Raw genomic sequence first — 23,720 nt, forward strand, 5'->3', positions numbered from 1 at the left:
GCCCGTTACTCACGATCCGAATGCAGACGACGACGGCTGATGATGCGCAGCAGACGCCACATCACCCACGCCAACAGCACAACGCTGATTGCCGCGAATATCGCTAACAGCACCGGGTGGTTGGACAGGGCATACCACAGGCGCTCGAACCACGGCAGGTGACCGACGTAGTAAACATCGCCGACGCGCAGGCTGTTGACGCCGGATTCACGAATCACCGACACCGAACCAAACATGGCGGCACGCTTGCCGCTGTCATTCATTGCGCTATTCAGCAATTCATAACCACGCGGGCTGTCCGCCAGCAGCGCGATAACGCTGCGCTGATCGTTGTACGGAGACTGGAAGCCGACAATCGCCGCCATTGGGCCTTGTGAACTGACGTTAGTCTGAACACTGGCTTCGCGGTCGGCCTTATCCGGCATGATGCTTGGGAAGTCGGTCTGGCGCAACGGCGTGTTAACCCAGGATTCGGTTGCATGGACCAGCAGGTCGATACGTTTGTCGTCTTTCAGTTTATCCGGGATGTTGCCGATGACCATGATGTCGGCATCTTTGCCCTGAATCTGGCTGCCATCATCGGTCAAGGTAACGTTAATCGCCGGTAATCCGGTTTGCGCACCCACGGACGCCATCGCATCGAGCAGCGTCGAGACCTGGCCTTCGTTTGGCGTTTTTGGCATCACGACAATGGTTTCAGACAGGTCTGCCATGCGGCTGAACGGGAAGCTGGCGTTGGCAAACGCGCGCAGATCCGGCAGGGCGATAAAGTGGTAATACTTCGAGAAGTCGATCGTGGAATCGTCACCGATCACCACATGGTTCGCCACCGGCTGGAAGGTGATGCAGTTATCCACCGACCCGCCAGGCATTGGGTTCATGTACTGGAAATCAAAGCGCAGCTGATTCACCGCGCCCAGTTTCAGTGCCGGAATGGAGACGTCCGTTTTGCCGTCCAGCAGCCCCTGAAGTACCGGCAGGCGCAGCAGCAATTTGTTGGTGTCCTGGCTGCTGGTCAGCGGGAAGGATTGCAGGAACTGGTTGTTCAGGCTGATATCCATCCGCGAGCTGTCTTTGGTCGGCGGAGCGGTATAGCGGTAGTTCAGATCGATATCGATCCCGTTGCTGCGCAGCAAATACAGATCCGGCGGCAGATTCAGCGAGACGTTAATCGCTGAAGGTTCGAGGCCCGTTGACTGGAGCTGTTCCTCATACGTTTTCAGCTCGCCAAACGTCACGGCGCGATCGGTGCGGATCCAGTTCGGCGCATCGTAAGGTTTACGCGCCAGCAGCGGTTTCACTTCGCCAATGGCAACGCTGTTGCCACGGAACAGAACGTTACCCTGCGCAATACCCTTCGCGGCCTGCAGCAGATCTTTGTCATCACGACCAAAGACCACTAACAGCTTCACATACGGTTTATCAGGATGACTCATCATTTCGACGGTCGGCCCTTTCACCTCAGGATAATCGCGCAGGAACGCCGGGCGTTTGTCGTTGGTGGCAAACACAATGGCGTTTCTTTCCGGCAGCTGGTCGAACAGCACCGGGAAGGTCTGACCGCGCCAGCCGGAACGAGAACCAAACCAGGAGGTGACGATGGTCGCCGCCTGCTGTTGGGCAATATCCGGCGAACCCGCGAACACGATCGGCAGCGTTAACGGGCGATTGTCGCGTGGATCAAAGAACGGGATTGGGAACGCGGAGAGATCGTTTTTCACCGCCAGCGTCTGGTATGTCATGCTCAGAGAGGAGTTGCGACCGACGTCCATCCACAGAGTACTGCTGGCCGGGTTTTCACAGACGTCACGATAATGGCCGACAAATTCGAGGCGCACGCGGTTAAAGTCGGTGATAAACAGCGGGTTGATCGGCACCTGCGCCAGCGTTTTTTGTCCCAGCTGTTCTTTGGTGACGGGCAGTACACCCATCAGTTCGTCGTTGAGATAGACCTTCAACTGCGACTGCACCGGCAATAGGGATGGCGACGGCGTGTATTCCAGATTCAGCAGCGCGCTGGAGACTACTTCATCGCTGCGCATACCAAACTCAACGCCACCGTTCGGGTTGATGCCGCGCAGAACCATACTGCCCGGAGGCGGCGCTATCTGCGCGAAAGTGAGTTTCACGTCACGCGATGGCGTGTTATCCGCAACAATCGGTGCGTTCGCCCCCTTCACGCCCGGCATCACCTGGCCCACCGCCTGAGCACCCGTCGGCGTTCCCGGAAGCGTATTACCCTCAGTTGGCTGGTTAGGCACCACGTTTTCAGTTTGCGCAGGCGCGGCGGTCGCAACCGCCTCGTCCGCTTGCGCGACGACTGGTACGGTCGGTGCAGGTGAATTATCAGGCGCTGCCTGAGCCATCATTGCGGGCAGCGCACTCATCCCAACCGCCACAGCACACATCCAGGAAAGTTTTCTTTTCATCGCGTTATCATCATTGTTGAGCCATAACCGGGTCCGGTTGTTGTTCCGCCTCATCCCGCTCAGGGCGACGAGGGATAAACGACACCACCCAGGAAACCAGCGAGGTAAGTGATCGGAAAATAATTTTCACTGACGACGGAGCAAATTCTGCAAGGTGGCGATAACCACGGAACCCCAACTTCAGAATATCCAGCAAACTTTCCAGCGGTTTATCTTCCGGGAAGCTGTCCTGCCAGAGCGCCCACGTATCCGCGCGGGCAAACGTACACTGCACAAAATCGATATGTTGTTTCTTAGTCAGCGGCATCAACTGCAGACCCACCTCATTGCCCAACACACGCACGACCTGCGTCGGGAATACGTACTCCTGCTGGCCGCGCTTGAGCAGTAATTTCACCTTCTGCCCTTCCAGCACTTTTGCGTTGCCGTTGATCTTGATGCCTAAACCGCCGTCGGAGAAATCGTGAACGGTACAGGAGAACAGATGACCATCTTCACGGGCAATCGCCGCTGGCATGGAGATTTCGACGCGATGTGCGCGGCGCACCTGTTTGCTTTCTACCGACACCGCCACCGCGCCGCCGAGAATAATCAGGTTGTAGAAGACCCACGCGAGACTGACAAACACGGTCAGCACTTCGTTTTCCGGACCGTAGAAGTAGCGCCAAATCCCCACCAGCACGCCGACAATATTCAGCAGCACGAGGAAAATGTACGGACGGGAGATCACCCAGTCGACGTACTCCTCTTCCACCAGGCCACCTTTGGCGGTGACGTTAAATTTACCTTTGTGCGGGTTAATCAGCGCCACCAGCGTCGGCGGAGCGATATACCAGGCCAATACCGTTTCGTAGATTTCACTCCAGAACGAATGGCGATATTTGCCCTGAATCTTCGAGTTCGTCAGGCTGGCGTGGATCATGTGCGGCAGAACGAACAGAGCAATCATCAGCGCCGGAGCAAAGATGATGTACGCGTGCAGCAGCAGGAACGCCAGCGGCGCGGTCAGGAAGATCAGCCGCGGAATACCGGACAAGAAGTGGAACATGGCGTTGACGTAACACAACCGCTGGGCCAGTTTCAGCCCTTTTCCCGTCAGCGGGTTATCGAGACGGAAGATTTGCACCATGCCTCGCGCCCAGCGAATACGCTGGCCGATGTGCGCCGATAAGGATTCGGTCGCCAGTCCCGCCGCCTGCGGAATGCGCATGTAGGCCGAAGTGTAGCCGCGACGGTGCAGACGCAAAGAGGTGTGCGCATCTTCAGTGACCGTTTCGACAGCGATACCGCCAATTTCGTCCAGCGGTTTACGGCGAATCACCGCACAGGAACCGCAGAAGAAGGTGGCATCCCACATGTCGTTCCCGTCCTGCACCAGGCCGTAGAACAGCGTGCCTTCGTTCGGTGTTTTACGAAAACGCCCGAGGTTACGTTCAAACGGGTCCGGTGAGAAGAAGTGGTGCGGGGTCTGCATCATCGCCAGCTGTTTCTCTTTCAGGAACCAGCCCATCGTCATTTGCAGGAACGAGCGCGTCGGCACGTGGTCGCAGTCAAAAATCGAGACAAATTCAGCCGTGGCGTACTTCAGCGCGTTGTTAATGTTCCCGGCTTTCGCATGTTCATGCGTGGTACGAGCGATGTATTTCACCCCGACGCTGTCGGCAAACTGGCGAAATTCCTCGCGACCGCCGTCGTCCAGAATCCAGATATTGAGCTTGTCTTTCGGCCAGTCGATGCCGAGCGACGCATAAATGGTGTTTTTCACCACGCTCAGATCTTCGTTATAGGTCGGAACGAAAATATCCACCGACGGCCACTGCGTGGTGTCTTTTGGCAGCGGTACCGGCTGGCGATTCAGCGGCCAGACGACCTGGAAATAGCCCAACACCAGTACGATCCAGGCGTAGGTTTCCGCGAACAGCAGAATCAAACCGCAGGTCAGACTGACCGGGTCATCCCAGTTCAGCGTGGAAGTGTAGCGCCACCAGATGTAGCGGCAGGAGACGGTCAGCGACAGCACGATCAGCATCAGCGCCGAGAAACGCCCAGGAATACGCCGCACCAGCAATGCCACGCCCCACAGCAGCATCAGGAAGATAAACTGCGCCAGCGGGTTAAACGGCTGAGTGATACACACCAGCGCCAGAATGAGCGAGAAAACGACGATCACCCCAAGGATAAATCGCCGCAATGTGGGGTGCAGATGCCCCAGCTCTTTTTGCTTATCCAGATGGCTGGTCTGGTCGCTGACGCGCGACGGCAGATCTTCCAGCCACTGATGGTAACGACCACGCAGATTCTTAAAGCGACCCGCGCTGCGCCAGCGTGGTGTGGATTTTTCCTGCTTCGGGCTGCTCGCAATCAGCCACAGAGCCTGAATTGCGTAACGCGCAGGATCGAGAGGCCGTGGACGGTCAGGATCAAGATGCGGATACAACTCGCGATGACGTGCGCGAATGCGCTGCCAGCGCGGGTGTTCAAGCGGGATAAACATCCACGCCAGAATCATCCAGAAACAGCCGAGCGCGGCGCTAAATGCGGACGCACCGTGACGACGATAATTATGGTAACGCTCGCTTAAGCGTGCGCTAACGGGTGGGATGAGCAACCAGTTGGACAGCCGACTCATAGGTGCCCTCCAGCGGGCTCCGGGCGTCCGGTATAGTGCAGCAAGCACCAGTTCGCCAGGGTGAGGATCTCTTCAGCCGCCAGCGAATCGCTACGGTATTCACCCAGAGGTTGCTTGGACGCCAGGCATTCGGCCAGAGCTTCATCGCGATGAATCACCATCGGCAGCAGGCGGCGCTGGCTTTGCAGCCAGACCTGATACAAATCGTCCTGAATTTGACTGCTCAGACGTAAATCGTTGATCAGAATATGCGCCCCGTTCGGCAATACCTGTTGATGCAGGCGAATATGGCAGTTGGCATCGGCGTTAACGATGGTGAGCGTGTGATCGCAGTGTTCAATGAGCTGGCGAGTGAGCGGCGAGAATCCGCTCGGCAGATCGAGCAAAATCCATTGGTAGTGGCTTTTTTCCTGCAACAGTTGCAGGGCATCGGCGAAATAGCCCAGCGTGCCAAAGCGAGTATACATCGACTCTTTTTCACTGGCGGTCAGTTGGCCGAAAGGCAGAACATCTAACTGAGAAGTGTAACGTTGGGCGGTATCACGCCAGTCCCGACCGTCGAGGAGCGCGCGCGCCCAGCCGTCAGACGTATCGTAATCGACGTTAAAAGACATGCGCAGCAAATTATCAGGGCAAGCATCAATCACCAGTACCGATTCACCCAATATCTGCAATGCCCATCCCAGCGCGGCGGTTATTGACGTGGTGCCGACGCCGCCACGAATGCCCTGTAATCCAAGTATGGCCATCAATGGCTCCCTTATTGTTGACGGGCAAATTCAGCTAATAAAGGCCAGCGCTTAATCGCTGCCGCCAGCTGTTCTCGCTGGGAAATATCGGTGTAATCTATTTCAGGCAATGAAAAAGCCTGACTCAACGCCAAAAAATCGTTTTGGAATGTGTAACCAAGGCCAGAATCAACCGGCATTGCTGGTTCGTTATTATGCATTTTAGTTTCATCCCTTTATTAAATCTAAACGAACAACAGACGTAGCACGGCTTCCTGCCCACAAAAATTCATTCATATGCTAAATCTGATGGTCTTTAATTTCAATGTTAGGTTTATTTCTGTGCTTTCGCTAGTAAACTGAGATACAGGTAAATTAGTCGCAAAGAGGGACATCGTGAACCCCATATTTTCAGTTGGTATCCAGTCATTATGGGATGAATTGCGCCACATGCCAGCCGGCGGAGTCTGGTGGATCAGTACGGATCGCAATGAAGATGCCATAACCCTGGTAAATCAAACAATTGCAGCGCAAGAGAAAAGCGCAAAAGTCGCTGTTGTGACGATGGGTGAGAATCCCCGCAAAATCATTAGCCTTACTGATACACAAGGGCCGGATAACGTCCGCTTATTTTCCATGCCAAATGAGGCCAATGGTCTATACTTTTTGCCCCGCGATATTCAATGTAGCGTTGATCCTCATCATTATTTAGTGGTGCTAAAATGCGCGAATAACGCATGGCAAAATATATCCATCGAAAAATTGCGACAGTGGCTGGAAAACGTCAATAAATGGGCGCGCGATCAAAATTGCACGCTGTTGGTTATCAGTCCTGGCAGCAATAATGATAAGCAGTTCTCATTTTTAATGAGCGAATATCGTTCTCTGTTTGGTCTTGCCAGTATCCGACATCAGACTGATAGCCATCTTTACGATATTGCTTTCTGGTGCAATGAAAAAGGCGTCAGTGCACGACAACAGCTCACGCTGAAGCATATTGATGGCGAGTGGCATTTAGCCCAGCAGGAAGAAACCGTCGTCCAGCCACGCAATGATGAAAAACGCATTCTGAGCCACGTGGCGGTATTAGAAGGTGCGCCTGCCCTTTCTGAATACTGGTCTTTGTTTGACACCAACGAATCACTCTTTAATGAAGCCCGCACCACGCAGGCCGCCACGATTGTCTTTTCGCTGACCCAAAATAATCAAATTGAGTCGATGGCACGGCAAATCCATACCCTGCGCCGTCAGCGCGGTAGCGTGCTGAAAATCGTCGTACGCGAGAACAACACCAGCCTGCGCGCCACCGATGAACGGCTGCTGCTGGGCTGCGGCGCAAACATGGTCATCCCGTGGAATGCCCCGCTCTCTCGCTGTCTGACGCTGATTGAAAGCATCCAGGGCCAACAGTTTAATCGCCATGTGCCGGAAGACATCTCAACGCTGCTCTCGATGACGCAGCCGCTAAAACTGCGCGGCTATCAGAAGTGGGATACGTTCTGCGACGCGGTGAGCAACATGATGAACAACACGCTGCTACCGGCTGATGGAAAAGGAGTGATGGTTGCATTGCGTCCAGTTCCGGGCATCCGTATCGAGCAGGCGCTGACTTTGTGCCGTCCAAACCGCACCGGGGATATCATGACCATTGGCGATAATCGCCTGGTACTGTTTTTATCCTTCTGTCGCATCAACGACCTTGATACCGCCCTTAACCACATCTTCCCGCTGCCGACCGGAGATATCTTCTCCAATCGCATGATTTGGTTCGAAGACAACCTGATCAGCGCCGAAATCGTGCAGATGAAAATGCTGGAACCGGAACAATGGGGAAAACCGCTGCTGGTCGCGAGCGACAGCAAACCGGTGCTGAACGCCACCCACGATGGGCACGTCTGGCGTCGGGTTCCTGAGCCGCTGCGGTTACTGAGTGATGCAGAGGAGAGAGCATCATCATGAACAACACTGACATTATTCAACTCGTGATTTTGTGCGCGATTATCTTTTTTCCGCTTGGCTACTACGCGCGCCATTCATTACGCCGTACCCGCGATACGGTGAGACTGCTGTTTGCAAAACCTCGCTATGTTAAATCAGCCGGAACATTGAAACGGGCTTCAAACGTCAAGGCAAACCGAAAACATGACTAATTCTACCTATACCGCTTCGGCACCTTCGCCGCTTTGGCAATACTGGCGCGGCCTTTCCGGCTGGAACTTCTACTTTCTGGTGAAATTTGGCCTGCTCTGGGCGGGCTATCTCAATTTCCATCCGCTGCTGAACCTGGTGTTTATGGCATTTTTGCTGATGCCGATTCCAAACCTGAAGCTGCACCGTCTGCGCCATTGGGTGGCGATCCCGGTAGGTTTCGGCTTGTTCTGGCATGATACCTGGCTGCCTGGCCCGGAAAGTATCATGAGCCAGGGCTCGCAGGTTGCGGGCTTTAGCAGCGATTATCTCCTCGATCTGACCGAGCGCTTTATCAACTGGCAGATGATTGGCGCTATTTTCGTGCTGCTGATTGCGTGGCTGTTCTTGTCGCAGTGGATTCGCGTCACGGTGTTCGTGGTCGCGATTATGATCTGGCTGAACGTCCTGACGCTGGCAGGCCCGAGCTTCTCCTTGTGGCCTGCGGGTCAACCGACGACGACCGTCACCACCACGGGCGGCAGTGCGGCACCAACGGTCGCTACCGCAGGAGATACGGCAGTGATTGGCGATATTCCGGCACAGACTGCGCCGCCGACCTCCACCAATCTTAACGCCTGGCTTTCCAGTTTCTACAACGCGGAAGATAAGCGTCAGACCAAATTCCCGGCGTCATTGCCCGCCGATGCGCAGCCGTTTGAGCTGCTGGTGATTAACATCTGCTCCCTGTCATGGGCAGACGTGGATGCTGCCGGACTGGCATCGCATCCACTGTGGAAGCATTTCGATATTCAGTTCAAAGATTTTAACTCAGCGACCTCTTATAGCGGCCCGGCGGCGATTCGTCTGCTGCGCGCCAGTTGCGGTCAACCGTCGCATAAAAACCTGTATCAGCCTGCAGGCAACCAGTGCTACCTGTTCGATAACCTCGAAAAACTGGGCTTCTCTCAGCACCTGATGCTGGGTCATAACGGCGTGTTTGGCGACTTCCTGAAAGAAGTGCGTGAAAACGGCGGGATGCATGCGCCGCTGATGGACCAAACGGGCCTACCGGTGCCGCTGCTGGGCTTTGATGGTTCGCCAGTTTATGACGATACCGCCACGCTGCAACGCTGGCTGCAAACGGTCGGCAAAGAAGATAACGCCCGTAGCGCGACCTTCTACAATACCCTGCCGCTGCACGACGGGAACCACTATCCGGGCGTGAGCAAAACGGCGGATTACAAGGTTCGCGCGCAGAAGTTCTTCGATGAGCTAGATGCATTCTTCACCGAGCTGGAAAAATCAGGCCGCAGAGTGATGGTGGTGGTGGTACCAGAACACGGTGGCGCGCTGAAAGGCGACAGAATGCAGGTTTCTGGCCTGCGCGATATCCCAAGCCCGTCCATTACCAACGTTCCTGCCGGGATTAAGTTCTTCGGTATGAAAGCGCCGCATCAGGGCGCACCAATCGAAATCACTCAGCCGGTCAGCTATCTGGCGATTTCTGAACTGGTGGCACGTGCGGTAGACGGGAAGTTGTTTGTCGAAGACAGCGTGAACTGGAATCAGCTCACCAGCGATTTACCGCAGACAGCGGCAGTCTCTGAAAACGCCAATGCGGTGGTGATTCAGTACCAGGATAAGCCGTATGTTCGGTTGAATGGCGGAGATTGGGTGCCGTATCCGCAGTAGGGTGCGGTCATTTTCCCCTCACCCTAACCCTCTCCCAAAGGGAGAGGGGACTGTTCGGTTTCTCCCTCTCCCTGTGAGAGAAGGAACCTCCCTCTCCCTGTGGGAGAGGGAATAGTCCGGTTTCTCCCTCTCCCTGTGGGAGAGGGCCGGGGTGAGGGCACCAGAGCGCACAACAGCTACTGCCCCGACACCCACACCAGCATCTTCAGACTCGCCGAATAATAATCATCCTTCGCTGTGATCTCCGGTTCGCTCATCGGCTGCCCCATCGTCAAATCACGTACCGCCAAAAGCCCGCCTTCCATCATGTATGGCGCGTATTCATTGGTCGTGACATTCACCCAGGCAGGCGTTTTCTCGCGGCTGAACTGACCAAACCAGCTGCGCCACGGTGTAAGCAGCGGGCTTTGCGGATTGAACCAGTGAACATATAGCGGAATGCGGATCGCATCGTAGCTCATGCGCGGCGGCCACGCTTTGGCGGGAGTGAACTTACCGCCCGCCGAAAGGGAAACCCAGTCGGTCGGCAGATTAGCGTTACCCGAGCCCATTTTTGCGAGCAGCGTTTGTCCGTCTTTGATCAGTTCGCGCCACACCTGCAGATGGCTACGATCAGCAAACGCCTGCCAGGCAGGGAAGATAAAGTACGAGGGATTGAGGATCACTTCGCTGTTGAGGTTAAACCCCTGCGCACCGGGCAGCATCACGCGTTGCCCGGCATAGCGAATCACCGTATGCGCCACCAGCGCTTTGGTGATGGCATCGGAGGCGTCGCTGTAGCGTTTGTCATGCCAGCGGGCGTCGGCTTTTAACAACGCCCAGGCGATCATGGTATCGCCATCGGTGGCATCATTTTTATCGGTAATTGGGTCTGGTTCGACGGGATTGTAGCGCCAGTAAAACAGGCCGTTCTCTTTGTTCGCAAGCGTACTGTTCGTCCACTGCCAGAGCTTATCAAACGCCGCTTTATCGTCGCTTGTTACCGCCATCAGCATGGCGAAACCTTGCCCTTCCGTGTGGGATACGTTGCCGTTGCCGGTATCAACGATGCGGCCATCGGGCATTAAAAAGCGTGCCTTATAGCTCTCCCAGGCCTGACCGGCCTGAGAAAAGGGCGAGAAACAGAGACTCATCATGACCGCCAGTGCGGCACATGCGGGTTTTCTCATCATTCACTCACTGTGGGTTGTGGTAACGGAACTGCACGTCCGAGATGGAAAAAATGCGCTCACGGCTGACCGTCACATGCGCTTTTCCGCCCTGCCCTTGCATCCAGCGGATGTAGAGCCCTTCCAGTATTGCACAGAAGGCGTGACACCAGCGGCTTTGCTGGCCCTCATTGCGGCTCACAGGCAGCGCCTGATGGCGAAGCGTCAGGTCGGTATCGCTGGTATTGAGTTCGACGCAGCCCCAGCCAAACCGCGCCAGCTGCGCGTTGATGTTCGCTTCCAGTTCACCCACGGTTTCCGACGGCGGGAGCGGGAATTGCTCGGCCAGCGCCACGCCCATTTGATGCAGGAACGGCTGGCTCTCCAGCTCGCCCACGTTACGCACCATGCCATCCACGATCAGCGCCAGCAGATCGAACCACCCTTCCGGCGTTTGCTGGGCGCGAAACCAGCTCAACAGCGCGGGGTTTTCCATCGTCGTTGTCATTATTTATCTCCCAGCATGTAGCGGAAATAGAGTCCCGCCGTACTTTCGTTGTAGCTACCAAAGGTGTCGTAACCGACTTTGCCACCGATAGTCATGTCTTTGTTGACGTTGTAGTCCACCCCGGCGCGCACGGTGTAGCCAATGCCGTTTTCAGAGGTGCTTTTATACGTGGCTGTTTTCGCGAAACCGCTCTCGACCGCGCCTTCCAGCAGTTGCTGCCAGCTGTCGTTGGTCGGGAAGTAATCGCTGCTGTCCTGGCTGTAGGATTGATAGCCCACTGAGCCGCCCAGTTTCAGCTTCCAGTTATCGATTTTTTGCGAATAATCGACTGGCAACGAGACGCTGACGTAGTTTTGCGGGCTGAAGTAGCCGCCCTGACCAAAGGTGAACTGGCTGAGGTTTTTCGAGAAGTCCATCCAGCTCATGCTTAAACCGGTTTTCACTTCGCGGAGATCGTCGTGATACGGCCGGAGATAGACGCCCGCATTGGTATTAATACTGGTGTTACTCGCGACATTTTCACCGAGATAGCTGTAACCGCCGCCGCCCACATAGAAACCTGCATCGCCATCGTCATAACTCAGCTGCAAACTGCCGCCGTTTTTGGTGACGCGGCCCCAGCGTTTGCCGGAGTATTTGTCTTCCAGACCCACGTAGGAAAGCAGGCTGTCTGTCACCGCGCGGCGCTCGCCGGTCATGATCAGTGACAGGTAATTGGTCAGTTTCGGCGACCATTTCACGCCGCCCACCAGCGTGCTGAGATCTTGTCCGAGCGGCGTACTGCCGATATCGAGACGGTAATCTTTGCCGCTCAGGGCCATGTTCAGCTCCACGCCGTTGGCTTTTTGCGAATCGGTCGAGACATCACCCGGCTGATTCACGTTTGCCTTCAGGTTTGAAGCTTCAAGATATTCCCCGACCCGCCCGCTGTCGTAAGCGCCGAGTTTTGCCAGATTCAACTGGCCGTCGGAACTGGTGAGGTTAAAGTCGTTGCTGTCCAGCGTGCCTAAATCCACCAGCGCTGCCGCGCCCGGATGCGCGGCGAGATAGGTCGCGCGCTCGGTGGCGTTCATCGCTGCAATGGCCTTTTGTTCGTTCGTCGCTGTTGAAACCATATTCGACGCGGCGTTCGCCAGCGGGTTAGAACCAAAGCGACGCCATGCGTCTCCGCTGGCGCTGCCCGCGCTGAGGGTAATCGGCGTGGCGGTAAACTCGAAACGCGATTCGCCAAACGGCGAGCTGGACCAGGTGAGCGGCGCTTTGGCTTCGGTCAACTTGCTGGTACCCGATTCGCCATCGCGCCCGCGCACTTCAACACCACCCTGCAGCCACATGCCGGTCTGCTCGTTCATCTGCTGCATCATGTCGTCAACCTGGCGCAAAGTACGGCTCTGCGCCGTTTCCTGCGGCAAATCAGGACGCGTGGTACCCGGCAGCGTTGAGCCTGGATCGCGTGCCGTCTGCGCCAGCTGCCACGGCAGCGCGTTGTTCGTCGCACTAGTCGCGACCGCCTGCGTGGAGCGGCTGGTACTCACGAACGGGTTATCCGCCAGCAACAAGCCGCCCATCGTCGGTGTGGCCGAGCTGTTGGTGGATTGCAGACCCAACAGTTTGCCGCGCGCGCTGCGCAGATAGGTCATCGCCTGCTGATGGTTACCCTGAGCCTCTTCCAGTCGAGCGAGTAGTACCAGGCGCTCAGGAGAATTATTGGTTTGCAGACCGTTAGCGAGCTGTTTCGCTTTCGCCACGTTGTCTTCAGCCAGCGCCACGTCGATAGCACCGGTGCGTGCATCCTGGTCCGGCGTGTCGCGAGTCATCAGGTAGTCGTAGACCACGCCCGCCTCTTTGTTCATTTTGCCGGTCTGATACAGACGCGCCATCGCAAACATCAGGTCGGTATTTTGCGGGTCACTTTGCAGAGCGCGGATCAGCTTGTCATAGGCCGCCGCATAGTTGCCCTGCTCGCGCAACTGGTCCGCTTCGTTGATCACATACCCGTTACGCACGCCCGCCAGCTGAGTCGGCGTACTACGCGATAACAGTTCCGGATTAGAGAGGAAACTCTGCGCTTCACCGTTCAGCCCGGCCTGATTCAGCACCGAAACCTGATCGGCGTAATCGCCCGCGTTCCCCTGCACGCCCTCACGCATGTTGCTGCGCACCACCGCCACCGCACCGGTCATATCGCCGCTCTGCGCCAGCATTTTCGCCAGTTTTCCCGCATCAGCCGGGTTTTCTGGTGGACGCGAGGCCAGTGTTTTCAGGGTATTGGCGGCAGCAACTGAATTGCCCTGCACCAGATAACGTTCCGCTGTCGCCATTTGCAGGTTGTAATTCACCCGCTGCGCCAGCTCGCGCATTTGTGGCGTCTGGCTGGCAGGCGAAATACGCGAGAGAATAGTCTGCGACTGCTGCCAGGCTCCGCTTTCGCTGGCGAACAGGGCCGCCGCATACAGCGAGCTTGCGCCAGCTCCCTGACGCGAGGCGGGCTGCATCACCGAGGCCGCTTCACCTTCAGCTCCGGATTTTTGCAGCAAACGCGCCAGATCGAGACGCAGCCACGGATCGTCCGGCAGCCGTGCAATCCCCTCGCGCAGAACCGCAATCGCCTGCTGGGTATTGCCATTCGCAGCGGCCTGTTGCGCCTGACGGCGAATCGGATCGCCGGGTAATCCGGTCACCACGCGCGGCTGGAGTTTCGCCTGCAAGCTGGCCGGGAGCGTGCGCAGCATTGCCTGCGCTTCTTCAGTTTTGTTCTGTTCTTTCAGGACGTAATAGAGATTTTCCCGCGCGGCACCGTTGTTCGGCTGCTGGCTCAGCAGCTCGCGCAGGGTCTGTTCGGCCTGTGGATAATCTTTGTTATGACGCAGAACATCGGCGCGGAACAGCTTCGCCGCCGTGCCGCGTTCGCCGCTCTGCTGCACCAGCGGGGCCGAGAGTGCCAGGGCCTGGCTAACGTTGCCCTCTTTCAGCGCCTGCTGCGCCTGCGCGAGTTGACCGTAAAACGCGGCGTCATCGGCCTGCTGCTGGCGTTCGCTGGAGGCGTCACCGCCCTGACTGGCGGCGCGTCCCAGATATTGCGCGGCGGCCTGATAATCCCCGCTGCGCTGGGCGATATACCCCATCCCGGCGAGCGCGTCGGCATCCTGCGGGTTGGTTTGCAGCACCTGCTCAAACTGGCGCTTTGCCGCGTCGGTATTCCCACTGTTCAGGGCGGTGTAGCCTTCGCCTTTCGCCGCACCGCCAACATTTTTACGGTAATAGGCCTGAACTTCGCTGTCCTGCGGATGGCGTTGCAGCCAGGTATCGTAGAACTGTTCGTCGCCCGCTTTTGGGCCTAACCACAACAGGGCCTGACGCAGACCGGCGTCCGCATCTTTGCTGCCGCTGGCCATTTGCTGTAGCTGGATAATCCCGTCGCGGCGCGTGCTCTCCTGCCAGGTGAGCATCTTACCCAGCGCCACGCGTGCGGAGTTGTCCTGCGGGTTTTGTGCCGCAAAACGCTGCAACTCGCTTAACGCCTGCGGGTAGAGAGACTTATCACTCCCCATCGTCTGATAGTATTCCGGCGCGAGGCTCGCAGGCGGGGTATCGCCGTTGAACAACGTTTTCCAGGTTGCCAGCGCGGCGGGAATGTTGCCGCTACGCGCCTGTTGACGCGCCAGCGTCAGCGTACCCTGCGGCACCTGAGTCATCTGTTTGGCGTTATCCAGCGCCTGAAGACCGCCATCATTTGGCGACACTTTTGCCAGTCGCGCACGCCATTGCGCCGCGCCCTGTAAATCGCCGTTTTGCTGCGCCCACAGCGCCATCAGATACAGCGCCTGAGTGTTGTTGGCGTCGACCATCAACACTTTTTTCAGCGACTCGCTCGCCAGATCGTCATGAGATTTTTCGTGCCAATAGTTAGCCTGGTCAAACAGGGCTTTCAGCGCCGCCTCGTTTTGCGCGGCCTGCGCCGTACCGCCAAACGCCAGCACGCCGGAAAGACAGATCGCCGATTTTAGGATTATTTTTTTCACTTTCCGCTCTCCGGATTCAGGCGCTTACGCGCACGCTTTTTCAGCCAGGCATACAGGCCCAGACCGGTCAGCGAACTCATGATCAGACCCAGGATTGCCAGCAGCGCCGAGTGCTGGTTGGCATACCAGACAATCATCATTTGGGTTGGCATTTCACCGCTCGGGAACTGTGTCCCAACGCGGAAACTGCGCACACCGTTTTCATTGGTGATGATCGCCGCATCGCCACGAATCCCGGCGTTGATACGCGCGGAGGTTAAATCATCATGCAAACGCGAAAGTTGGTCGTCATTGCTGCCGAGCGCCATTACCACCAGGCGATCGCTGCTCCACGGTGAACGGAAGCTGACAAACCCGCGCCACGCCTCATTGGACGAGAAGTAGCGGTCGGCCTCAACGCCGTCGGAGGTCCAGTCGCCAGCCAACCAACGCTGTAACTTCTGCCAGGTTGACGGCGTGCGCACGCCCAGCGTGTTGTCGTGAGAAGTAAACGGCGATTCGTTCAGCAGCGCCTGATTAAAGTCGTGCTGCGCCATGCCGCTCACCGCCAGCACGTCGCGGGTGCGCAGCAGCTCAAGGTTGCCGCCCGCCGTTGGCACACCGAGCACCACGCGGTTGTTGTACAACGCGGTGCCGGTGGCATTCCCCGAACGCGCCGCCATATCCAGCAGCGTGGCGATTTGCGTTTCCGTCGGCTTTTCAGGCAACAGCAGGACCGTTTGCGAGAAGTCTGCAAGGCGAGTGAATGGGAAAGAGGCACCGACAAAATAGGAAAGATTCGGCAACAGCGAGAAGTGGCGCGTGTGGCTCAGATCGATCCACGAGTCCTCGTCGATACGGCTCTTAATATTGTTATTCAGCAATACGCTGCACGGCGCGTTCTCTTTCGCCGTGATGTTGAAATAGAGCGAGAGTTGGTTGTCACCGTAAATCATGTACGGCTCCAGCGGCATATCAAACTTCTCCTGCCGCGCATCGCCACCCACTTTGTGCCACAGAGTTTCCAGCGCGCCCTGTTTGTTGACCGGCAGGTTGTGCAGGAAGGTGTCGTTCATGGTCATGCTGAGCCACGAGCGGTTTTCATCAATCCAGCTTTCCGTCGGGAAACGATAGCCAATGTGCAGCGGAATAGTTTCGCCGTCCCACAGGAACAGGTCCGGCGCGGCGCGGAAGGCTACGCGCAGCGGCGCATGCCAGATCCCGGTGACGGTCAGACTTTGATCCTTGCGGATCAGCTCCGAAAGTTTTACCGGACGATCGGTTGGGATCCAGCGCGGAGCGTCGTACGGTTTGCTCGCCGGGATCGTCTGCGCCGGGATCGACACACTGGCGGTTTGCAACGTAAAGTTGCCGCGCGTCAGTCGCCAGGCCGCCGTTCGCAGCGCGGCCTCATCGTTACCGACAACCAGCAGCAGTTTGTAAACCGGATTCGCCGGGTTATCGATCACTTGCAGCGTCGGCTGGGAAGCTTGCGGCAGCGTCAGGCCGCCAATTTTGTCGCCCGGATGGCCGATCAGAATGCCGTTTTTCTCCGGCAGGGTATCGTGTAGCGCGGCAAAAGAGACACCGCGATAATCCGCCTGAATGCCGAGCCAGGAAGAGATGGACGCCGCCGCACCGAGCGCATCGCTGCTGAGCGTTGGGCCAAAGGCGAACGCGATGGTCGCCGGGGTCATCTGCATACTGTCGAAGAACGGGCGCGGGAAATGGCTTAAGTCAGAACCGATATCCAGCTGCTGCCCTTCCAGCTCAAAACGTGAATCCGGCATGACCGTGACGCGATATTTGTCCGACAGGTCGCGCTGACATTGCATCGCGTCACCGTCGTTTATCTTAAAGCTCAGGCTGTTACTTGAAACCAGCAGCGCCGCCGGAATATCCAGCTGGAAGCGGGAAATATCACTGTCGGCGGCCCCCAGCGGGACGGTGCCCAGCGGCTGGCCGTTAAGCATCAGCTGCATGGTGGCGTTGCGTGTCGCCATCGCAGGAGAGACTTTGAGATTCAGCGAAAGCTGCGCGTTGGTGATGACCTGATCGACCGGAAGGGTAAAGTTCATTCCTCCCTGCAGCTGGCCGCCGCTCAGCACCAGGCCTTGCGGCTGGCCCATTTGCGCGACGCTAATGCTGTTCACCGTCGAGGGGACAAACGTCGGCAGCGCGACGGCGGATGTCGGCGCGGGCATCTCGACCGGCAGCAGCGATTCCACGGTGGTTTCTTCACTGTGCAGCGGCAGCGCAAACAGCGACGCAGCAAGCAAAGTGAGTTTCGTCAGCTGTTTCATGCGTTGCCGTCCTCCTGGACCTGCGCCTGCGCGCGACGGTTTTCCCGGCGCGTTTTCCACGTCAGCCAGAAGAGATCAAACACGCAGCGCACGATGGTCAGCAGCGAACGGAACGGGTTGTCCTGCGGTTTCGGCGGCTGGATCCACGCATCCGCACGGGCCAGCACCACGCGCACCAGTTCGCGGCGGCGCGCCAAAGGAATATCTTCAAACATCAGACGGATAAATTGTTCGTCGGTGGCGACCACTTTCACCGGAATACTGATTGCACCCGATTGCAGCAGCAACTCCACTTCTTCGATGTCGTCCGTCAAATGACGCTCGTCCGGCAGCTCAACGCGGCAGCCGCCCATCGACAGATCCGCGGTCTGGCTGCGGGAAGAGATGCCGCTGGCGTAGTGGATCAGCACCGGGATTTTGACGTCAATACGGATGGTTTTGCGCGTCTGGCGCGTTTCACGGGCAACGGCAATCGCCGCCAGCAGGAAGATCAGGCTATAAAGTCCCCAGCCGACGTTCAGGGCAATAACGCTCGGGTCGACGCCGTAGTAATCGTGGGCGCAGGCGCGGACGATACCGGCGATAACGCCGATGCCCAGCAGGATCGCGATCACCAGATGCGGGCGCACGACGCGGAAATCGAAGTAGCCGACGTTCAGCAGCGCGCCTTTGTCCGTCACGTTGAACTTGCCGCGTTTTGGGAAGACCATCGTGACAACGGTTGGCAGCACCAGGTGGAACGCCAGCACTAAGTCATAGATTTCGCCCCAGAAACTGTAGCGATAGCGGCCATTCATGCGCGAGTTCAGGTAAATCGCCAGGAACAGGTGCGGCAATGCATAGGCAAAGACCAGGCCCGCCGACGAGTGGATGATGTTGAGGTTAAACAGCAGATAGGCCAGAGGCGCGGTCAGAAAGGCGATGCGCGGCAGAGCGAACTGGTAGTAGAGCATGGCGCTGAGGTAGCACAGACGCTGCTGAATCGTCAGGCCACGACCAAAGAGCGGGTTATCCAGACGGAAAATTTGCGTCATCCCACGCGCCCAGCGGGTACGCTGAATCACGTGCAATACCAGACGTTCGGTGGCAAGACCGGCCGCCAATGGAATATCCAGAAATGCAGATTTCCAGCCGAGACGCTGCATCTTCAGCGCGGTGTGGGCATCTTCGGTCACCGTTTCCACGGCGAAGCCGCCAATTTCTTCCAGCGCACTGCGGCGGATGACCGCGCAGGAGCCGCAAAAGAACGTCGCGTTCCAGTTATCGTTGCCCTGCTGAATCGGGCCATAAAACAGGGTTCCTTCGTTCGGAATATTGCGCCCAACGGAGAGGTTGCGTTCAAACGGATCTGGGGAATAGAAATAGTGCGGCGTTTGCACCAGCGCCAGTTTGGGATCTTTCAGGAACCCGCCGACCGTCGCCTGCAGGAAAATACGCGTAGCGACGTGGTCACAGTCGAAGACGGTAATCAGCTCGCCCTGGGTTAATTTCATCGCGTGGTTGAGGTTGCCCGCTTTGGCATGGGAGTTGTCATTACGTGTGATGTAACCCACGCCGACATCTGCCGCGAAGACGGCGAACTCGCGACGTTTGCCGTCGTCGAGCAGGTAGATTTTCATTTTGTCGCGCGGGTAATCGATACACTGTGCGGCCAGCACCGTGTCGCGCACCACGTCGAGCGATTCGTTATAGGTCGGAATGTATACGTCGACCGTCGGCCAGAGCGACATGTCATCCGGTAGCGGTACAATCTCGCGCTTCAGCGGCCAGATGGTTTGCAGGTAATTCAGCAGTAACAGAACCCAGACGTAGACCTCCGCCAGAAATAACCCCATTCCGAGTATTGTTTCAATCTCAGAATTAAAATGCAGGGTTTGCGTCAAACGGAAATACATATAGCGGGTCGACATCAATAATGACATCACCACCATAATCACTGAAATACTGCGTCTTTTGCTGAAGCCCATTAAAAACAGCAGGCCAATGCTAATAAAGCCGAAGATATATTGTTTCTGACTGTCCATCGGCGTAATGACGATGAGCAGCGCAACTGGAATCATGACGAGAGCCAGCAAAATAAAAAGAAACTTTTTCATAGGTCGCCCTGGGTGAATTTAGAACCCTGACTTACGCGGAAGGGTATGAACAGTGCCATCACCCACTTTCACGCCCAGAATGCCCGCGACTTTTTTGGCGATAAGCTCAATGTCGAAGGCAGCGGCTGACGCCGGGCTAAAGTCGAATACGGACTGTTGAGAGGCGTTGGCTTCTCCGACGCTTTCGTCGCGGTGAACAACACCCAGTAGCTTTTCGCCGAGTTTGTTCTCGACGAAGGTGGTGACATCACGGCTGATCTGACGACGGTTGTCACTTTGGTTGAGGACGAAATAGTGTCCGGCTTTGTGGTTGAGTACCCCGCCTGTCAGACGCTGGTTTTCAATTTGCGGCAGGAGTGACAATGATGCGGTATCGGCCAGCAGAGTAATCAAATGCAGATCCGCCAGGCGCGACATCGCTTTCAACGCGGGTGACGGACCAGGAGGAAAATCGGCTACGATAATCAGGCCGGGGTAGTTCAGGAGCGTACTCAACCCACGCGTGAGGAAGTGCTCATCGTGAGTGAGTTTGTCATCAAATGCCATACGCTGATCTTCGCTGGCATCACCATACGGCAGTACAAACAGGTTTCCGCCCGCCGTAAGGACAAACTGACTCCAGTCGGAGGATTCAGCCGCTTTGGCAACGTAACCGCGGCTATCAGAGAGCGGAACGCCGAAATGCAGACGCAATGCGTTTTGCACGTCAAAATCCAGCGCGAGTACTTTGCTTCCTGAGCGCGCCAGCGCGTAAGCCAGGTTAGCGGTCATGGTCGTTTTACCCACGCCGCCCTTCGGCGAGCAAACGCAAATTAACGGCATGTGGCGATCCTTTCCAGCAGGGAATTCAATGGCTGATTTTTTTCAGCCGCAGGTTGTGGCGTAGTCGCCGCAGGGGCAAAAAGACGCGAAAAATTGACATCAACCGGAGGCTGGGCAGGCGCCGGGGTAACGACGCGAACCGGAGTGGGTTCCGGGACTGGCGCGGGTGATATCTCTGCTGGGGTAGCGAGTTGCTCAGCGACACCCTGGAAAATTGAAGGCGCGTAAGCTGGAGTCGCATCGAGGGTAACGCTTTCTGATACTGGCGTGACATGAGTCAGGCTGAATGTTTCGGTGCTGACAGGCTGCGGGGCCGCTAACGATACATGCCCCCCTTGTGCGAAAGCATTCGTTTCAGTCTCAGGAAGAAGCTGGTTGAGAATGGCCCAACTTCCCTGATCGCTTGCCTGGTTTTGAACGGAGAAGTCTTTGAAATCGAGCGCTTGATTGCGCGTTTTATCCTTAAATCGCTGCAAATCATCATAATGATTCATAGTTATACTCATGATTTACAAATAAATAATGTACACACCACGGTTTGATTTTAGTGGCCATTTACGATCAACAGACGTGTTTTATTCAGTTGTAGGTGTACAGTCACGTTACGGTTTTAACCGCACGCTTATTTTTGGCATGTTTAAATTATGGTTTTATTACCGAATAGCTTATTTACAGCATATGCTTAACCATCTACTCGACACATGCTAACTGTTTTCAACAGATAAAAATACTGAAGTGTTTTTAGCTTTAGTTAAGTAAAATTGCGGACATTAAAGCTCATCAAAGGCTTTATTGGCAGTTCTCTATATCGTTAAAATACAAATGATAAGAGCATAAATCTAACCAGGATGATTCTTAGTTTAATAAAAAGTTACTCTGAGAAATATTTTGAAATACATTTTCGTCGTTATTATTTTATAAAATAGGTTAAGCCCTTATTCTGATTAATATTCTTTAACCCCTACCATTTTAGGGAGGGTAGATAAGACAGGTGATAAAAAAAGGAGCCGTTGGCTCCCTTGGGTCACTCTGCGCTTCTCAGTGAGATTTCTCCACCCACCCACGGCTTCAAGACGCCATCCTGCTCCAGCAGAAGAGCCCCTTGTGCATCAATACCGCGTGAAATCCCGAAGATTTCCTTGTCGCCGATGATCAGTTTCACTGGACGATGAATAAAGTTATCCAGCTTTTCCCAACGGGAGAGGAAAGGTGCAAGCCCGTCCTGCTCAAAGAGCGTCAACGCATCGCGCAGTTCTTTAATCAAACGCACGGCAAGCGTGTTGCGGTCAATCGTAATACCGGCTTCCTGCAGCGTGATCCAGCCCTGGTTGACGATATCCGCCTGGACCTGCCGCATCACCATGTTGAGACCTGCGCCAATCACGATTTGCGCCGCATCGCCGGTTTTACCTGTCAGTTCGACTAAAATGCCTGCAAGTTTGCGATCGTTCAGGTAGAGGTCGTTTGGCCATTTTACGCGAACTTTATCTGCGCCGAGGTCATGGAGCACTTCGGCCATCACGATACCGATCACCAGACTTAAGCCAATGGCGGCAGCCGGGCCCTGCTCAAGACGCCAGAACATCGACAGATACAGGTTGGCACCAAAAGGCGAGAACCATTTACGCCCGCGACGCCCGCGACCGGCCTGCTGATATTCAGCGACGCAGCAGTCACCCGAGTTGAGTGAGCTGATGCGGTCGAGCAAATACTGGTTGGTTGAATCGATAACCGGTAAGACCGTCACTTTCCCCTGATTGAGCTGACGACAAATCACCTCTTCATCCAGTAACTGGATAGGCTCCGGCAGGCTATAGCCTTTACCCGGCACGGTGAAGACATCGACACCCCAGTCACGCAGGGTTTGAATGTGCTTATTGATTGCTGCACGACTCATACCGAGGCGCTCACCCAGCTGTTCGCCAGAGTGAAATTCACCATCAGCAAGAATGCCAATGAGCGTTAATGGAACAGTGTTATCTTTCACGCAATCGTCTCCACGGCGTTCACTTCACCTGTACGACCGATAAAGCGGACTTCTGGCTCAAGCCAGACGTTGAATTTGTCGCCCACGCACTGACGAACGTGATGCGCCAGACGCACAACATCGTCGCTGGTCGCATTATTCTCATTGATGAGCACCAGTGCCTGTTGGCGATGCACCGCCGCGCCACCTTCGACCGTGCCTTTTAACTGACATTGATCGATCAGCCAGCCAGCGGCCAGTTTTACGCTGCCATCAGCCTGTGGGTAATGGGGTGCATTTGGCCATTGTGCGAGTAAAGTTTGTGCCGTTTCGCTGCTGATCACCGGGTTTTTGAAGAAACTACCGGCATTGCCATTCACTTTTGGATCGGGCAGTTTGGTCATGCGCATGTGACAGACGGCGTCGAATACTTCGCGAGCTGTCACAGTCAGCGGATCAAGGCGCGTTAAATCGCCGTAAGTTAAGACGGGCTGCCACTGTTTTGCCAGACGCAGGCCAACAGAAACAATGACATAACGATCCTGGTATTCATGTTTGAAGATGCTGTCGCGGTAGCCAAAGCGGCATTGTTCCGCGGTCAGTCGGCTTGCTCTGCCCGTCGCCAGCTCAATGCAATCGACATACTCGCAAACATGTTTCAGTTCGATGCCATAAGCACCGATATTTTGAATGGGGGATGAACCTGCACAACCGGGAATGAGCGCCAGATTTTCCAGGCCAGCCATTCCATTATCTAACGTAAATTGCACCAGATTGTGCCAGTTTTCACCTGCACCAACGTGTAAATGCCAGCTATCGTTTGTCTCGGTGACATCAATACCCGAAATTCGGTTAACAATAACCGTGCCGGTAAAATCATCCAGAAAGAGGACGTTACTTCCCTCGCCGAGAATCAGGACTGGTTGATGATTTTCAGTGGCGGTCTTCCACGCATCGAGCAGTTGCTGAACGTTTTCAGCACGCACAATATTGTCAGCATTACGTTGAATGCCAAAGGTATTCCAGGGCTTAAGGGAGTGATTCATAGATGCTATCCTGATGCAAAATCAGGGATAGTTTACCGTATATATGAGGGGATTGGTGATTAGTTTGATGGGTAGTAAAGAGGCGTTAGTATTCGACAAAAACGCAAAAAGGCCATCCTTCCGGATGGCCTCTTCACTTAATTGATGCCTGGCAGTTCCCTACTCTCACATGGGGAGACCCCACACTACCATCGGCGCTACGGCGTTTCACTTCTGAGTTCG

The 23,720-nt window shown here is 55.8% G+C and carries 16 protein-coding genes and 1 rRNA gene; 3 read left to right on the forward strand and 14 right to left on the reverse strand.

Features of this window, described 5'->3' with window-relative positions; translation table 11 throughout:
* Positions 1-5: 5 nt before the first annotated feature.
* Genes bcsB (JBO43_RS21835) through bcsR form a run of 4 tightly spaced genes read right to left on the reverse strand, consistent with a single transcriptional unit; the run spans position 6 to position 6,007 of the window.
* The gene (bcsB, locus tag JBO43_RS21835) at positions 6-2,429 is read right to left on the reverse strand and encodes a cellulose biosynthesis cyclic di-GMP-binding regulatory protein BcsB (protein WP_202675081.1); all 2,424 of its coding nucleotides are present in this window, start codon (positions 2,427-2,429) and stop codon (positions 6-8) included.
* Positions 2,430-2,439: 10 nt separating this feature from the next.
* Positions 2,440-5,058: a UDP-forming cellulose synthase catalytic subunit gene (bcsA, locus tag JBO43_RS21840; protein ID WP_103947427.1), complete on the reverse strand. Its 2,619-nt coding sequence runs from the start codon at positions 5,056-5,058 to the stop codon at positions 2,440-2,442.
* Positions 5,055-5,807 carry a cellulose biosynthesis protein BcsQ gene (bcsQ, locus tag JBO43_RS21845; RefSeq protein ID WP_095283833.1) on the reverse strand — a complete coding sequence of 251 codons (753 nt, stop codon included), beginning with the start codon at positions 5,805-5,807 and terminating at the stop codon, positions 5,055-5,057. The genes bcsA (JBO43_RS21840) and bcsQ (JBO43_RS21845) overlap by 4 nt, the downstream gene beginning before the upstream one ends.
* Positions 5,808-5,818: 11 nt before the next feature.
* Positions 5,819-6,007, reverse strand: coding sequence for a cellulose biosynthesis protein BcsR (gene bcsR, locus JBO43_RS21850; RefSeq protein ID WP_095283834.1), 189 nt, complete (start codon positions 6,005-6,007; stop codon positions 5,819-5,821).
* Positions 6,008-6,182: 175 nt separating this feature from the next.
* On the opposite strand from bcsR, the gene bcsE reads away from it, so the two are divergent.
* From bcsE to bcsG, 3 genes are read left to right on the forward strand one after another with little or no spacing between them, the layout of a single operon-like run.
* Positions 6,183-7,745, forward strand: a complete 1,563-nt coding sequence (gene bcsE / locus JBO43_RS21855) for a cellulose biosynthesis c-di-GMP-binding protein BcsE (protein ID WP_095283835.1) — start codon at positions 6,183-6,185, stop codon at positions 7,743-7,745.
* On the forward strand, positions 7,742-7,936 hold the full coding sequence (gene bcsF, locus JBO43_RS21860) for a cellulose biosynthesis protein BcsF (RefSeq protein WP_095283836.1): 195 nt from the start codon (positions 7,742-7,744) through the stop codon (positions 7,934-7,936). The genes bcsE and bcsF overlap by 4 nt, the downstream gene beginning before the upstream one ends.
* Entirely contained in the window at positions 7,929-9,608 is a 1,680-nt protein-coding gene (bcsG, locus tag JBO43_RS21865) for a cellulose biosynthesis protein BcsG (protein WP_202675084.1), read from the forward strand. The genes bcsF and bcsG overlap by 8 nt, the downstream gene beginning before the upstream one ends.
* A gap of 176 nt (positions 9,609-9,784) precedes the next feature.
* Here the strand turns inward: bcsG and JBO43_RS21870 are convergent, their stop codons facing one another.
* From JBO43_RS21870 to rrf, 10 genes are all read right to left on the reverse strand, one after another.
* Positions 9,785-10,777 (reverse strand): family 8 glycosyl hydrolase, encoded by a 993-nt coding sequence (locus JBO43_RS21870; protein ID WP_095283838.1) that lies wholly within the window; start codon positions 10,775-10,777, stop codon positions 9,785-9,787.
* Positions 10,778-10,784: 7 nt separating this feature from the next.
* Positions 10,785-11,264: a cellulose biosynthesis protein BcsD gene (bcsD, locus tag JBO43_RS21875; protein WP_095283839.1), complete on the reverse strand. Its 480-nt coding sequence runs from the start codon at positions 11,262-11,264 to the stop codon at positions 10,785-10,787.
* A complete protein-coding gene (locus tag JBO43_RS21880; RefSeq protein WP_202675086.1) occupies positions 11,264-15,286 on the reverse strand; it encodes a cellulose biosynthesis protein BcsC in 4,023 nt (1,340 codons plus the stop codon). The genes bcsD and JBO43_RS21880 overlap by 1 nt, the downstream gene beginning before the upstream one ends.
* Positions 15,283-17,568: a cellulose biosynthesis cyclic di-GMP-binding regulatory protein BcsB gene (gene bcsB, locus JBO43_RS21885; protein ID WP_202675088.1), complete on the reverse strand. Its 2,286-nt coding sequence runs from the start codon at positions 17,566-17,568 to the stop codon at positions 15,283-15,285. Before bcsB (JBO43_RS21885) ends, JBO43_RS21880 begins: the two co-directional genes overlap by 4 nt.
* Positions 17,565-19,664, reverse strand: a complete 2,100-nt coding sequence (bcsA, locus tag JBO43_RS21890) for a UDP-forming cellulose synthase catalytic subunit (protein ID WP_103949439.1) — start codon at positions 19,662-19,664, stop codon at positions 17,565-17,567. The genes bcsB (JBO43_RS21885) and bcsA (JBO43_RS21890) overlap by 4 nt, the downstream gene beginning before the upstream one ends.
* An 18-nt stretch (positions 19,665-19,682) precedes the next feature.
* Positions 19,683-20,486, reverse strand: a complete 804-nt coding sequence (bcsQ, locus tag JBO43_RS21895) for a cellulose biosynthesis protein BcsQ (protein WP_103947435.1) — start codon at positions 20,484-20,486, stop codon at positions 19,683-19,685.
* Positions 20,477-20,980: a cellulose biosynthesis protein BcsO gene (bcsO, locus tag JBO43_RS21900; protein ID WP_202675090.1), complete on the reverse strand. Its 504-nt coding sequence runs from the start codon at positions 20,978-20,980 to the stop codon at positions 20,477-20,479. The genes bcsQ (JBO43_RS21895) and bcsO overlap by 10 nt, the downstream gene beginning before the upstream one ends.
* A gap of 530 nt (positions 20,981-21,510) precedes the next feature.
* A complete protein-coding gene (gene birA, locus JBO43_RS21905; protein ID WP_103947437.1) occupies positions 21,511-22,473 on the reverse strand; it encodes a bifunctional biotin--[acetyl-CoA-carboxylase] ligase/biotin operon repressor BirA in 963 nt (320 codons plus the stop codon).
* Positions 22,470-23,498 (reverse strand): UDP-N-acetylmuramate dehydrogenase, encoded by a 1,029-nt coding sequence (gene murB / locus JBO43_RS21910; protein ID WP_095283846.1) that lies wholly within the window; start codon positions 23,496-23,498, stop codon positions 22,470-22,472. The genes birA and murB overlap by 4 nt, the downstream gene beginning before the upstream one ends.
* A gap of 146 nt (positions 23,499-23,644) precedes the next feature.
* Positions 23,645-23,720: ribosomal RNA gene (gene rrf, locus JBO43_RS23305) — 5S ribosomal RNA — on the reverse strand; the annotation flags it as partial.

The organism is Lelliottia jeotgali, from assembly GCF_016771845.1.
Classification (GTDB): Bacteria; Pseudomonadota; Gammaproteobacteria; order Enterobacterales; family Enterobacteriaceae; genus Enterobacter; species Enterobacter jeotgali.